Raw genomic sequence first — 14,864 nt, forward strand, 5'->3', positions numbered from 1 at the left:
GCCTCGCCCTGCGCGTGTCATGTCAGCTCACCCACGAGGGTGACTGATGATTTACGGAGTCCGTTCGGACTGGATGGTCCACTGCTGGTTGGCCTGAAGGCCAGGACACTTCCAGATGCCGAGACGGGTGCCCTGATCGGTGGCCCAGCCGGGCACCTCGAGGCAGCGGCCGTCCGGGTTGTCGGCATCCACGGTGGCAGGCAGGTAGATCCGACCGTCGGGGCGCATGGTCCACTTCTGACCGGTGCTGCCGTTGCAGGTCGTGAGGACGACGCGGGTGCCGTCGCCGAGGGCGTTGTCCTTGGTGGACAGGCAGTAGCTGCCGGTCCGGATGGTGCCGTCGATGGCGAAGTTGAACCGCTGGTTGGCGGTCTGCCAACAGTTGAAGATGGCCATTTCGGCGCCCTCGCGGGGACCGCCTTCGGCATCCATGCACTGCCAGCTCGCGCTGTTGGGGTGGACGGACAGGCTCGCGTCGACGAACCCACCCTTCTGCGGTTCGCCCAGCCGGTCGACCTTGCCGGCAACGGCGCCGCCCTGGCCGGGGAAGACCGTGATGGCGTTGTCGACGCCGACAGCCCAGAGTGAGACGTTGTCGCCGTCGTAGAGGGAGGCCGCGCCGACGCGGGGATAGGTTGCAGCCGGTACCGGCGAGGTGCTGAGCTTGGTTCCCTTGTCGGGCGCCGTGAGAGCGGAGAAGTCGACGCTCCCGTCGGCGTTCCAGCCCAGCGGGTAGGCGTAGACGTCGCCGGTGGTGCGGTTGCGGGCCCAGAGCGTGGCCTGGTTCTTCGCGGCCTTGGTGACGGGGTTCGTCGTGGGCCCGTTCGCCGCGCCGGGGTTGATGAGCTCAAGGTCGTTCCAGCTACCCGAAGCGGCGGGGATGAACGTCGCGCTGCCGAAGGCGTTGCCAGCCGGGTTGAAGACGTAGAGCTTGTCGTTCTCCAGGGTCACGACGGAGGTCTGGGTGGTGAAGACCGTCTTCGAAGGATCGCCCGCCTTGGGACCGACGGCCTCGCCCTTGGAGGTGCCGAAGGCGATCACCTGCGACACGTTGCTCCAGTCCTGCGCGTTGTAGTCGGCACAGGGGTCGTCGGTGCCGTACGTCGTGCAGGCGGGGCGTTGGACGGCCAGGGGCGGGAGCCTGTCGAAGTGCCCGGTGCCGTCGTTGGTCACCACGTACAGGGCGCCCTTCAGCGCGGATGCCTTGTCGTTGGTGTAGTGGACGACGAGTTGGTCCACGGGCTGGCCGACCGTTAGGGCACCGTGGTGGCTGATCTGGTAGTCGGCCCAGGTCGTGCCGAACTCGCGGCTGCCGGGCGCGGCGCTGGCCGGCGCGGCCGTGGAACTGGCGGGGTCAGAGGTTCCTCCGACGATCCGCAGGTCGCCGTTCCTGTCGGTGAGGACGATGTCGGCCTTCTGGTCGTTGTCGACGTCACCGAACAGGGGCTGGGTGCCGGGCTTCCAGGGCACGTAGAAGTTGTAGACGGCCGTTTGGCTGTAGTTGCCAGCATTGTCCATGGCCCAGGCGTACAGGGTGTTGGTCCCCCATCGGCGCGCCTGGTACTTGTACGGTGCGCCGGCCTGCACAGTGCCGTCCTGGCCGCACTTCCAGCCGACGACCGGGGTCGGGTCGGTGCTCACCCGAACACAGGCCACACCGGATGCGTGGAGGCCAGGCCCCGGTGCGGGGTCCTCGGCGTTGAGGGTGAAGGTCCCCTGGTCGTTCATGTACTTGGCCGGGCTGGGGTTCGGGGTGCCCAGCGGCGGGAAGTCGGTGGAGCTGATGCTCACGCGGGGGTTGGTCTTGTCGACGCGGAAGTAGCACCAGGCACTGTTGGGTGAGGTAAGGGCCTCGTCGGTGACACGGGCGACCCAGCCGTACTGATGTCCGTCCGACAGCGATCCGATGCCCACGGTCGGACCGGGGTCGTTGTAGCTGCCGCCCCACGCTCCCGGAAGCGCGCTGAAGTTGGGGTCGTTGTCGTCCCACACGTGGTAGCCGGTGTAGAGCGGCTGGCCCGTGGGCGACCAGCTGTTGGCGGTGAGGTAGACGTTCTGGTTGCTGCCGATCCAGCCGGGGTTGTCCCAGGCGTTCGCGCCGCCGCTGCTGCACTCGGCCGTGCTGTTGTTGCTCGCGAAGCCTGGGGCGGGGGTGGTGCGGGGCCACCAGATGGTGGGCGTGATGTCGTACGTGGTGGTGATCGAGGGGTTGTTCGCCAGGAAGTGGCGGTAGAGCTTCTCCCACTCCGAGGCCTGCGGCGCGATGCCGATGGTCCAGGTCTGCCACTTCTCCGCAGCGGCGCGCTTCATGGTGTCGGTCAGGTCGATGGCCAGCGGGCCGGTGCCGGTGAGCCACTGTCCGTTGACCGGGGCGCAGCCGTCCATGACGAGGTTGCCGTTGTCCCCGCAGGGCTGTGCGTACCAGTTGGTGTCGCCGTTGATCGTTCTGCCCGCGGGGGCGGAGTAGATGACGAACGGGGTGTTGGTTCCGGGGCTCGATGCGCCGGTGACCTGGCCGTTGAAGGTGGCGTTCTGGATGGTGGGGGCGAATTCTGCGCCCTGGGGGATCGTGTAGATGGCGGGGTTGATGCCGAACTGGAAGTAGGCGCGTTGGCGCCCTTCGTTGCCGCAGTCGAGGCTGGGGTTGCTGCTGTGGTAGCCGCAGTACCCGGTGGCGACGTTGGACTTCAGGTTGTAGTTCTTGGCGCCCTTGTGGTTTTCCTGGACCTCGACGGAGCCCTGGCTGTAGCTGGTGGCCGCGACGAAGGACGGGTCGAGGAACCACGGGCCGTCACCAGAGCCCAGGGCGTCCTGATTCGGCGTCAGCTCGATCGCCTGTGGTGTGATCTTGGTGGAGATGGCGGCGACGTTCGCGCCGTCGCCGGGTTCCTCGGCGGTCGAGGGGATCCCGGTCACGCCCCCCGTGGGCGCGGGCGCCGGTGCTTCGGTCAAGGCCGCACGCTCCATGGACCTGGAAGCACGCGCCGGGTCCACGGGCGCGCCGGCCGGCTTGCTGGAGTCCCACTGCATGGGTGCCGGGGCGCGGAAGCGGGTGGAGCCCTTGTCGTCGACGACCGTGATACCGCCCGCAGGGTCGGTGGCCATGGACAGGCCCTGCGCGGAGACGGGGAAGGTGAGCGACTTGAGCGCCGGGCTCTGCGCCGCCTCCTTGGTCCGCACGATGATGACCTCTCGCCAGCCGCCCTGAGCCAGGGCGGTCAGCTGCAGGTCCACGCCGGGAAGGACGTCGGCGTAGGTGGCGTTGGCTCCGGAGACGGAGGGCCTGGGCAGGGCGAACGGGGCCTTCACCGCGAGGTTCTTGCCGTCATCGGTCGTGACGGTGGCCATTGGGCCGGTCCCGCCGCCGGAGAAGATCAGCCCCGTGGTGGCGACGGCAGGGCTGAGGGAGTCGTCGGCATTGGGTCGCAGGGTCGGGTCGATGTCCGCCCACGTGCCGCCGCGCTTGGTCCGTACGGCCTGGGCGCTGTCCGTGGTGGTCAACGTGCCGTCGGGGTTCGCAGTGGTCCTGGAGACCTCGGTGGTCAGCGCATCGACGGTAACCGGCTTGCCGGTCGACCTGGCCTTGGAGACCGCGTCCAGCATCGCCCGCTGCTCGGGTGTGCGGGCCGGCGCCGGCGATGTGGGGACGAGCGGTGCCAAGCTGGCGCCCGGCCCGTGGGGGGGAGATCCGACGGGATCGGCAGCCATAGCGGGGGGGATGGCGAGTAGACCGAGGCTCAGGAAACAGCCCGTGCCGAAGGCGGTCAGACGGGTGGTGCGCACACGTATAGATGGCGGTCGTGTCGTGTTTGAAATTGTCCGTGGTGTGGTGGACATGGTTCTCCTGTGAAGTCCATCCCGGGTGGCAGACGCGATTGTGGTCTGCGTTCGCACGGGAACGATGTGGCTTGACCTGGCGAAACGTCAAACCCGTTACCGCTTTGGGTGGAGATGTCCGATATGAAGCAAGCCTAAAGATCAAGTCTTTATAAAGATCTCATGTGCTGTACTCGAACGATGTGGTGACGTGTTCGCACCTTCACCTATCGTCACGTTGATCATGGCGTAGTCATGCCTATTTGACGCTGTGTCGATAATCCACGAGGAGATGTGACGATGATTCGTCCTGCCCGCAAACGGGCTGAAAGAGCAGCAGGGGGTCGATGGTGGCCTCCTGCGATAGCGGCGATGGTCGCCCTGACCATGACCGGGGTGTCAGTACCGCCGGCGGTGGCGTGGACGTACCCCACGCCGAAGGGGAAGGTCTGGACACCCCCGAACACGCCGCTCGGCGACGGCACTGTCTCGGTCGAGGGCCGGGATGCCAGGCCCTCCGCACCCGCCCCCGCGGCGAACGCACCGGCCTGGAAGCCCGAGCCCGCGGCTCCGCTGGTGACCGGTACGGCGACGGTCGAGGTGGGGGCCGACAGCGCTGAGGCCGAGGCCGCCCGCCGGGCGACCGGCGGCGGCTCGCCCGCCTCCGGAGGCATGACCGGCTCGAAGGCCGGAGACCTCGCCGTCCGGGTCGCTCCCGGTACCGGTAAGGGCGAGAGCGCGCGGACAGTCACGGTGGAGGTGACCGGGCAGGACAAGGGTCAGGCCGCCGGTGTCACCGGCCCGCTCGTCGCCCTGGCCGACGCCGGGGATCCCGCCGGGGGCGAAGGGCGTGCGGCGAGCGTCACGTTGGACCTGAAGGCGCTGCAGGCGTCCGGCTGGTCTGATAGGGCCTCGCTCGTGGCCCTGCCGTCCTGTGCGCTGACTATGCCGGACCGGCCCGAGTGCCGCACCCAGACGCCGGTCGAGGCGAAGGTCGACGGGCACGGCGGGATCACCGCCGATGTCACTCTGCCCCCAGTAACCGGCCGGCCCGCACACGACGGTGCCGTGAAGGCGTCGTTCAGTACGACGGAAGCGCCCGTGCGGATGGCGGCGGCGGGTTCGGGTGGCAACGGCGGCTCGGTGGTCCTCGCCGCGGCGCCCTCGCCGTCCGGTGCCATGGGCAACTACACCGCGACGTCGCTCTCCCCGTCGTCGTCCTGGGCCGCCGGGTCCGGCACGGGCAGCTTCACCTACAGCTACCCGATCCAGGTCCCGCCCGCGCTCGGCGGTTCGACTCCGGCCGTGGCCCTGGGTTACAACTCCGCGGACGTGGACGGGAAGACCTCCGCGACGAACGCCCAGCCCTCGTGGATCGGCGACGGCTGGGGCTATGAACCCGGTTTCATCGAACGTTCCTACAAGCCCTGCGACAAGGCCGGCATCACCGGCTCGGCCGACCAGTGCTGGGGCGGACAGAACGCGGTCCTCTCCCTGGCCGGGCACTCGGGTGCCATCGTGCGCGACGACGCCACCGGTACCTGGCACCTGGAGAGCGACGACGGCACGAAGGTCGAGCAGCTCACCGGGGCGCCGAAGGCCGCGGGCGACATCGACTACCAGGGTATGGAGTACTGGCGGATCTCCACGCCCGACGGCGTCCAGTACTACTTCGGCCTCAACCACCTGCCCGGCGGGGACGGCAGCGATTCGGCTGCGAACTCCGTCCTGACCCTGCCGGTGTACTCGCCCAAGAGCGGTGACCCCTGCTACACCGCGGCCGCCGGCAACAACTCGTTGTGCCAGATGGCCTGGCGCTGGCAGCTCGACCACGTGGTCGACCCTCACGGCAACCTCGTCACCTACAAGTACGCGGCGGAGGGCAACAAGTACAAGCGCGGCACCGTCCAGGGCGGCGGCACCGGCACCCTGGCCGACTACCAGCGCTCGGGCCACCTCAAGGAGATCGCCTACGGTCAGCGGCTGGACGAGCAGAAGGCGGCCAAGGGCGGCGCCAAGCCGGCGGCCAAGGTGCTCTTCACCACCGCCGAACGCTGCATGCCCGACGCCTCGAACGACTGCTCTGAGGGCAAGCGCGCCGGGAACCCCAACGCGTGGCCGGACACACCCGTCGACCAGATCTGCACCGACGGTTCCTGCGTCACCACCGCGCCGACGTTCTTCACCACCAAGCGCCTGACCGCCATCACCACCCAGGTCCTGGTCGACAACGCGTACCGCACCGTCGACACCTGGAACCTCAACCAGCAGCTCGCCGACCCCGGCGACGGCACCAAGCGGCTCCTGCAGCTCGACTCCGTGCAGCGCGTGCCGAGCAACGGCCAGGCGGAGGTCAAGAACCTGCCGCCGGTGAGCTTCCAGTACAAGATGCGGGCCAACCGCGTCGACGGTCTCGTCCCGGCCTCGCCGATGTTCATGCGTCCGCGCATCCAGGGCATCACGACCGAGATGGGCGGCCGCATCGACGTTGTCTACACCGACCCGGAGTGCTCCCGAGTCAACAACCGCATGCCGTCCTCCGAGGACGGCAACACGATGGCCTGCATACCCGTCAAGTGGTACCTGCCAGGCCAGTCCTCCAAGGACCCGGTCAGCGACTGGTTCGACAAGCCACTCGTCAGGACTGTCGTCGAGCAGGACCTCGTCAGCACCCCCGCCGTCGCCAGGACCACCGAGTACACCTACAACGGCGGCGCGGCCTGGCACCGCAACGACTTCGAGTTCATCGACCCCAAGACCCGTACGTGGGACGGCTTCCGCGGCTACCAGTCGGTGACGACCACCACCGGGAACGCCAACCCCGGTGAGGCCCCGAAGAGCCAGCAGAAGACCACCTACCTGCGGGGCATGGACGGCGACTTCCTCGCCGACGGCAAGACCAGGCGCAGCGTCCAGGTCCCCAGCCCGTTCGGTGGAACCGTCACCGACAGTGCCCAGCTGTCCGGCCGCGTCGTCGCGGCCGAGGCCTACGACCAGGCTGGCGGCACGGTCACCGCGGTGTCCGGCACCACCTACAACGGCCAGCAGAAGTCGGCCACCCAGGCCCAGAGCGCGGGCGCGCCGCAGGTTTTCGCCTGGCGTCCGGACTCCGAGGCTACTGCGATCACCAGGTCCAGGCTCGCCGACGGCTCGTGGCGGACGACCACCTCGGTCACGACCACGGAGCCGGCCAACGGCAACCGCGTCGTCAGGGCCGCAGACAAGGGCGACGGCACCGCCGCCACCCCGGAGACCTGCACCGTCACCGGCTACGCGGCCAGCGACAACCCGCAACTGCTTACGCTCGTCTCGGAGAAGACCGTCTTCCAGGGACCCTGCACGGGCACGGCGACCTCGGCCAACACCTTGTCCGGCGGCCGCACCCTCTACGACGGCAAGGCCTTCGGACATGCTGGCGTGACGGGCGACCCGACCGGCAACCACGTGCTCGACCGCTTCGACCAGGCGGGCGGCGCCGTCTACGCCCACGCCGGCAGCGCGACCTTCGATGTCTACGGCCGGAGCCTGACCACGGCGACCACCGACGGCTCCACCTACGACGCCGCGGGCACGCAGCTGAGCGGGCCGTCGACCACTCCCGCGGTGACCAGCACCGCGCTCACGCCGGCCGCCGGATCCCTCCCGACCCGGATGCAGACCACGGGGCCGATGGGAGCCGATTGGACCACTACGAGCACCCTGGACCCGGCCCGCGGTTCCCCCCTGGTCAGTTCCGACCTCAACGGCCGTGTCATCACGGCGCAGTACGACGCGCTCGGCCGCCTCACGGCCCTCTGGGCGCCCGACCGTCCGACCTCCCAGCTGCCGAACCGCAAGTTCTCGTACGCGCTCAAGGGCACCGCGGGGCCGTCCACCGTCAAGACCGAGTCGCTCAACGACGACGCGAGCACGTACTCGGCGGTCATCGACATCTACGACGGCCTCGGCCGCCCCCGTCAGAGCCAGAGCACCAGCGACGCACGTCCGAACGGTCGCCTGATCACGGACACGCTCTACGACACGCACGGCTGGGTGGCCAAGACCTCCTCCTCGTACTACGAGAAGAGCTCCTTCCCCACGGAGTCGGTCTTCGTCCCCGCAGCCGACGGCCAGGTGCCGGGCCAGACCTGGAACACCTACGACGGCAGCGGGCGCGTGGTGCGCTCGGAGTTCCGCTCCAACGGCAACCTCCAGTGGGCCACCACCACCGCATACCCGGGCGCGGACCGGACCGATACCACTCCGCCGAGCGGTGCGATGCCGAACTCGATCGTCACCGACGCCAGGGGACGCACCACGGCGCAGTGGCATTACCGCACGCCGACCCCGACGGGCAGCAGCGCCGACGCGGACGTCACGACGTACGCCTACACGCCGGCTGGTCAGCTGGCCTCCCACACGGATGGCAGCGGCAATACCTGGAACTACGCCTACGACCTTCGCGGGCGACAGGTCTCCGTGTCCGACCCGGACGCCGGCACCCTGCAGACGTCCTACGACGTCAACTCGCGTATCGACCACACCGTCGACCCCAAGGGCAACACCCTCGCCTACTCCTACGACCTGATCGGCCGAAAGACCGGCGCCTTCAACGGCAGCGTGGCCCCGGCCAACCAGCTGGCGGAGTGGACGTACGACACCCTCGTCAAGGGCCAGCCCACCTCCTCCACCCGGTACGTCGGCGGCAAGGGCCCCGTGGCCTACACCACGGCCGTGACCGGCTACGACACCGCCTACCGTCCGCTCGGCGGCTCCATCACCATCCCGTCGGTGGAGAAGGAGCTGGCCGGCACCTACACCACCGCCAACACCTACAGCCGGGTGCTCGGCGCCCTGACCAAGAGCACCATCCCCGCGGCCGGCGGGCTCCCGGCCGATTCGATCACCTACGCAAACACCATCACCGGCTTGCCGTTCTCGGCGGCGGGCGTCGACCAGACCATCGTCCAGCAGATCGACTACGACGCGCTCGCGCGTCCGGTGCGCACGACCGTCGGTGACTACGGCACACAGGTCGTCTCCACCCGGCAGTACGACTGGGCCACAGGACGGGTCATCAACTCCATCGTCGACCGCCAGGTCGGCACGGCCCCGGTCGACCAGACCAGCTACACCTACACGCCGTCCGGCCGGATCACCTCCGTCACCGACGTCCAGGACGCGGAGGCCACCGACTCGCAGTGCTTCGTCTACGACCACCTCGGCCGGTTGACCGGAGCCTGGACCGACACCGGCGGCACCTCCACCACCGCGGACTGGACCGACTCCTCCGGCACTGTCCACGGCACCGGAGGCTCCACCACCGTCCCCGGCATCGGCGCCTGTAAGAACGTGAACGGCCCGGCGCCCGTCAGCCCCGGCGGCCGTACGGTCGGCGGCCCAGCGCCCTACTGGAACACCTACAGCTACGACGCGACCGGCAACCGCACCGGATACGTCCAGCACGACATCACCGGGAACAGCCTCAAGGACACCACCACCACCCAGACCTTCGGCGCCGCCAAGAGCACCAACGCCCCGACCAGCGCCCCCGACACAGGCGGCGGAACCGGCGGGCCCCACGCCCTGTTCACCTCCACCACCACCGGGCCCGCGGGCACCAAGGCCACCAGCTACCAGTACGACGTCGGCGGCCGTACGACCGCCATCACCGACACCAGCGGGACCACGACGCTGGCCTGGAACGGTGAGGGCAAGCTCGATTCGCTCAGCTCGACAGGAGCGGCGGGCACCACCAGCTACCTGTACGACGCGGACGGCAACCAGCTCATCCGCCGCAACCCCGGCAAGACCACCCTCAACCTGCCCACCGACGAGCTCACCCTCGACACCGCCACCGGAACCCTGAGCAACGTCCGGTCCATTGCCGCGGGAGGCGGACTCACCTACACCCGGACCACCTCGGCCGTGGGCGGCGGCACCGTCGTCATCCAGGCGGCCGACCCGCACGGCACCAACGGCGTCCAGATCGGCACGGACGCGGCCATGACCGTCACCCGCCGTCCGACCGATCCCTTCGGCGACTCCCGGGGCACCCAGCCCGTAGCCGGCCAATGGGCCGGCACCAAGGGCTTCGTCGGCGGTAGCAAAGACGACACCACCGGGCTCACCAACCTCGGAGCACGTCAGTACGACCCGCTCCGTGGACGGTTCATCAACCCCGACCCAATCCTCGATCCGGCTGATCCGCAGCAGTGGAACAGCTACGCGTACAGCAACAACGACCCGATCAACTCCAGCGACCCGAGCGGACTGTTTCTGGGCTTCGACTGCAAGAGCTGCGACAACGCTGTCAAGAAGGCCAAGGAGGCCGCGAGCGGCGCCTGGCACGAGACGGTCAAGACCTACAACGAGATGGCTGAGGGCTTCGCCCGGCTCACAGGCGACTCCAACACCGCGGATCACCTCAAGTACGAGCGGGAACACCCGGAGTCCGCAGGGAACCTCACCACGATCTTCTCCGAGATCGGAGGCCCGTTGAACGGGCCTCAGACCAAGAGCAAGTGGTACTCGTTGGGCCGCAAGCTCGTCGACGTCTTCGGACCGCCGCTGCCCGTCGTGACGCCAGGGGGCGGGGCCGCTGCCGCCGCCCACGGCGTGGAGTACGTCGCGAAGCACCCCGGCGTGGTGCGGAAGCTCGTCAGCAAGGTGGTGTCGAAGGTCCGGCCGAAGGCCGGCCCGTGCAGCTTTGCCGCATCCACACCGGTCCTCATGGCGGACGGAAGCACCCGGGACATCAGCGAGGTCAAACCGGGCGACGAGGTCCAGGCGGCCGACCCGCAGACCGGGGAGACCGACGGCCGCACCATCACCGCCACCTGGAGCCACGACGATGCCGACCTCGTCGACGTCACCGTCCGCTCCGGCGACGGCGAGGAGGTCGTCCACACCACCACGGAGCACCCTTTCTGGGACGCCACCGCCGAGAGGTGGACCCCCGCAGCCGACCTCCCGACGGGGCACACCCTCAGGACAGAGACCGGGCAGGACACCACGGTCGTGGCGGTCCACCAGGTGAGTGGCCGGCAGGCCATGTACAACCTCACCGTTGAGGGCCTCCACACGTACTTCGTCGGCGCTGGCGGTACCGCTCTCCTGGTGCACAACGCCTGTCCCAAGCCCGACAAGTACGGGGCCAACGGCAGCATCCGGTACATGGGCACGGACGAGCTGGGACGGGCCCGTGGCGCCCACGGCTCGATCCAGGGCTGGATGCTCCGGACGAAGACCCAGAACGGAACCGGTACCGAGGCCGGCTCGCTCCGGCCGTCCGGTTGGCGAGGGAACGGCAACACGTACAACGAGGCCCGGGGCCACCTCATCGCTGGCCGCCTCGGCGGCGCCGGCAAGCGCAACGGTGCGAGGGAGAACCTGGTGACCCTGACCCAGGACCCCGTCAACAGCCCGTGGATGCGGGACTACATCGAGCAACCGGTCTTCGACGCCGTCAAGGACGGGGAAGTGGTCCAGTACTCCGTCACCGCGCACTACGACGGAGACAGCCTGGTCCCGTACGAGTTGAGGATGGAAGCTGTCGGCAACCAGGGCTTCTCGATGAGCGCATGGCTGTCGAACCCGGCCGCCGCCGGACTCACCGCGGTGCCGTAGGCGGGTAGTCAACAGTGAGGGACAGTGAGGGCGGGATCCACGATCCCGCCCTCACGCGTTTGTCCCACAGCACTGGTCCCAGCCCCGCGGCCCCCGTCACCGGTTCCGGGGCGTCACTGAACGCTGAGCCGGTGAGGGTGACCGGGATCCTTCGGACACACGAAGACGTACAGCGTCCCGTCACGGCCCACCGCGACTGACGTCGGCTCGATCGCTCCCTCCAACGTGGCCCGGTCCTCCACCGGGATCCAGCTTCGGCTCAAGCTGTCGCACTCGGAGCTGGCGATGGCGATCAGCAGTTCCATGGGCTGTCCGCACGTGCAGTCCATCGGCGCCGGATCCGTCACGTGCCAGGAAGCGAACCCCCCGACCTTCCAACCCGGGGCGATGGACAGATCGCTCTGGTAGTCAGGCTCGTCCGTCTCGCGCTCGTCCTCGGGCCCCTCCCACTTCTCTATGCGCCTGCGCAGGTACTCGGGAAGCAGGCCAATGTACTGGTGCTCCAGTACCTGCTCCGGGTGCAGGACACAGGGGTCGGGCACGTACCCCGCGGAACCGACCACCACCGGCTCAGGCTGGTCGGCCAGCACGTCACGGACATCGGTGGAACGACGCCAGCGAAGGTGCAGCGACAACTCGTAGCCGGCGCCGTGGGCATCGAACGGGCACCAGAACACCTGGAGCACGTCGCAGTCGCCGGGCCCGCCAATTAGGTTGGGCACGTCCTGCCGGTACAGCTGTGCGACGGCCATCAGGGGAATCGGGTCGGTGTTCGCCAGCCACGGGGCGTGCCGTCCGCGCTTCAGCGAAGCCAGGACCTCCCGTTCGGCGTTCGTCGGCCCGGGCCTGACACCCGACTCCGGGGCGCGCCCCCAGGCCTCGTCCAGGATCCGACGTCGGAGCCGGACGTTCTCCACCCGCTCACCTGAGCTTCGCTTGTGTGGGTGCGTGCACACCGGCCACGGCTCGTCGGCCGGCCAGAGCATCGGCCCGCCCACGGAGCTGTCCCGTGCACCAGGGACCCCGGGCCTCGGGTGCAGGCGAGTGGCGGTTCGCCGGTACTGGGCCAGCTCCGGGAAGAGACTCTCCGGGTCGAGTGGCCGTTCAGGTGTCGTACGGGTCATGCCTATCCTCTCATCGTGCTTCCGCAACCCTAATGAGTCTGTCCCGGCATCGTTCTCACAGCTCAGCGGCTGTCGCCGTCCCTGTGGATTGTCAGCTCGCGGATCCGTCGGGATCGACGTGGTATATGGCTGTACTGATGGGCGCGATGAGTCGGCGGATTGCACGTGCGCCGCATTGCTACAGGTGCTACCCGATCTTGTACGTGGACGCGATTCGGATCAGGGTTCGCGACGGCGGGCACGTCGTCAACATGGCAGCCCACCTGGTCATCGGCGTCGAGTCTAATCAGCCATCACTGGCAGTAACTGCCACCGGAGGCCAGCCCCGCACACTTTGGTATCTGGGCGAACTTCCTACCCAGGTGCCGCACCCACCGATGGGAACCGTCCCCCATACCCTGACAGAATCATCCCCGGCGATCGTTTAGGGTCTCACTTCGTGATGAGCAACTTCTGTGATGCGTTTCTCCAGGAGGCGGAGCGGCACGCGGCCTGGGGCACTGCCCAGCTTGAGGCCCTGGACGCCGTTCTCCCCGACGGTCCCTGGGACGTCGACCTAGACACGGGCGTCTACCGGCAGGGCGGCCGGGAGGTCCGCGTGGCGGTCCTGGCCACTTACGATCTGTTCGAACGGACATGGATGTGGGGTTGGGCGAATCCGGGACTGCGTGGTGCGCCGGTGGTGGACGCCACTGAGCGTGTGAGGGACTTCGGACAGGCTCATGGCCTTCCGGAGTTCACCGAAGAGGTTCTCGATCTGTCCGGTTTCGCGGATCCGCGCCGTGCTGCGGAGACGCTCGCCTTCGCCGCCATGGGCGTGACCGGTGCGGCCGGCTATCTTGGCGTGGAAGCGGGGCCCAGCACTCGGCTATATCTGCTCCTAAACGATCCCCGGGTTCCGCTCGCAGGGGTCGATCCCCTCACCCTGCCGAGGATCCTGACCACCGGAGCGACTCTGATCGGGCGCTCACCGCGACTGGCGGTGAGCGGGTACCTCGATCACTTCCGGCTGGTCCAGCGGCAGAAGGAGACGGGCATCAGTGCCGACCTTCCCGACGGCGGCACCGTGGACGTTGGTTTTGACGGATCCGGGCGTATTGCGTCAGTGAGGGTATTCCCGGCTGGCCGCTGATCACGGCAGGGGGCGTGCCTGACTGTTGAGTGTCCGCACCTCCGGCGTCGCGGCATCGGAGAACTGCCACTCGCAGGGGCCGCCACTACGACACAGGCGCCACCGCTGGCGAGCCGCAACCGTGATCGACATCGACACCCCGAGACGGTCAAGACCTACAACGAGATGGCCGGGGGCTTCACCTGGCTCACAGGCGACTCCAACACCGCAGGCGCTTCAGCTTCGCGAGGATGCCTTCGATATGTCGTCTTCGGCAGCGGTGAGTTGTTCGGTGAGCCGGGCGATCTGGTCACGCATCTGTTCGGCCGTCTCGCGGACGAGTTGCCACCGGGCCTCGATCTTGTCCAGGAGTTCCTTCATCAATGCTCCTGCGGCTCTGGGGTCCCGTGTGTCAGGTCGGCGGGTCGCGCCAGGTCGGGGTTGTGGTGCGACGGAGACGGCGAAGCATGACGTCGGTCATGGACCAGTGGATCACCGCAAGCGAGCTGGCTGGCTTCGCCTCGAAGACGCGGACCAGACGTCGGTGGAGCATGAGCGTGCCCAGGGTCTACCCGACCACCCCCGCGTAGGCGGGGCCGATCGGGTCAGGGCACCGGCGACACCTCCGCTGGAAGCACAGAACGCCCGTACTACCGAACCACAGGCCAGAATCCGCACGACGTGATGGAGCGTTTGAAGCCCTACGCCCCCGTGTCGGTACTCTGGGCGCCGCGTGGTGAACGCTCTTGGCGGGACCGGCACGACTCCGGCCGCTGCCTGATCGTCAGCCGCCAGGTGGTGGCAGCGATGACGGAAACACCCGGCGAGAAGTGGGTGGACGTCCCGCTGCACGCCTCTGAACTGGAAGCCATTCGGCGTATCCACGAACTCCTGGAGATGACCGGGCCCCGTTCTGCCCTGGAAAAATTGGCGTACCTACTCGGAAACGATCTCCGCTCCCGCCTCACAAGCCGAGAAAAACTGGACGAGCATCAGGATGCCCTGGCCGAAGCGACCAGGCTCAAAGAGCACTGGAAAAAGCATCTGCCACCCCAGTAGACGACGAAGGCCCACTCCCGTACTTGGGTTTAAGGGGGCGTCGCAACACCGCTTGGTTTCAGACGGTGAATAGATCACGTAGACGCTCGGCTGGGGTATCCCCGCCCAGCGTCTTTGGTGGGCGGGCGGTTAGGTACAGGGGGACT

General features: G+C 68.2%; 6 protein-coding genes and 1 pseudogene. 4 read left to right on the top strand and 3 right to left on the bottom strand.

From position 1 onward, the window contains the following. Window positions 1-51: 51 nt before the first annotated feature. Window positions 52-3,603, bottom strand: coding sequence for a ricin-type beta-trefoil lectin domain protein (locus tag ACFU6K_RS11820; RefSeq protein WP_380662404.1), 3,552 nt, complete (start codon window positions 3,601-3,603; stop codon window positions 52-54). 609 nt (window positions 3,604-4,212) lie between these two features. On the opposite strand from ACFU6K_RS11820, the gene ACFU6K_RS11825 reads away from it, so the two are divergent. Continuing rightward, on the top strand, window positions 4,213-11,424 hold the full coding sequence (locus ACFU6K_RS11825; protein WP_380662405.1) for a polymorphic toxin-type HINT domain-containing protein: 7,212 nt from the start codon (window positions 4,213-4,215) through the stop codon (window positions 11,422-11,424). 113 nt (window positions 11,425-11,537) lie between these two features. On the opposite strand, the gene ACFU6K_RS11830 is transcribed toward ACFU6K_RS11825, so the two are convergent. Continuing rightward, the gene (locus tag ACFU6K_RS11830; RefSeq protein ID WP_380662406.1) at window positions 11,538-12,341 is read right to left on the bottom strand and encodes a hypothetical protein; all 804 of its coding nucleotides are present in this window, start codon (window positions 12,339-12,341) and stop codon (window positions 11,538-11,540) included. A gap of 395 nt (window positions 12,342-12,736) precedes the next feature. Between ACFU6K_RS11830 and ACFU6K_RS11835 the strand changes: the two are divergent. Beyond that, window positions 12,737-12,829, top strand: a pseudogene (locus ACFU6K_RS11835) (transposase); the annotation flags it as partial. A gap of 161 nt (window positions 12,830-12,990) precedes the next feature. Continuing rightward, complete coding sequence (locus ACFU6K_RS11840) at window positions 12,991-13,680, top strand: DUF6882 domain-containing protein (protein WP_380662409.1); 690 nt, start codon at window positions 12,991-12,993, stop codon at window positions 13,678-13,680. Between the two features lie 216 nt (window positions 13,681-13,896). On the opposite strand, the gene ACFU6K_RS11845 is transcribed toward ACFU6K_RS11840, so the two are convergent. Next, a complete protein-coding gene (locus ACFU6K_RS11845; protein ID WP_380662407.1) occupies window positions 13,897-14,040 on the bottom strand; it encodes a hypothetical protein in 144 nt (47 codons plus the stop codon). A gap of 300 nt (window positions 14,041-14,340) precedes the next feature. On the opposite strand from ACFU6K_RS11845, the gene ACFU6K_RS11850 reads away from it, so the two are divergent. Further along, window positions 14,341-14,718 carry a hypothetical protein gene (locus tag ACFU6K_RS11850; RefSeq protein ID WP_380662408.1) on the top strand — a complete coding sequence of 126 codons (378 nt, stop codon included), beginning with the start codon at window positions 14,341-14,343 and terminating at the stop codon, window positions 14,716-14,718. The last annotated feature ends 146 nt before the right edge of the window (window positions 14,719-14,864 follow it).

The organism is Kitasatospora sp. NPDC057512 (assembly GCF_042802135.1).
Lineage (GTDB): Bacteria > Actinomycetota > Actinomycetes > Streptomycetales > Streptomycetaceae > Kitasatospora.

Bases quoted from the DNA above. Each gene is read 5' to 3' on its own strand.
- ACFU6K_RS11840 (WP_380662409.1), top strand. From the start codon at position 12,991: ATGAGCAACTTCTGTGATGCGTTTCTCCAGGAGGCGGAGCGGCACGCG.
- ACFU6K_RS11845 (WP_380662407.1), bottom strand. From the start codon at position 14,040: ATGAAGGAACTCCTGGACAAGATCGAGGCCCGGTGGCAACTCGTCCGC.
- ACFU6K_RS11820 (WP_380662404.1), bottom strand. From the start codon at position 3,603: ATGCTGGACGCGGTCTCCAAGGCCAGGTCGACCGGCAAGCCGGTTACC.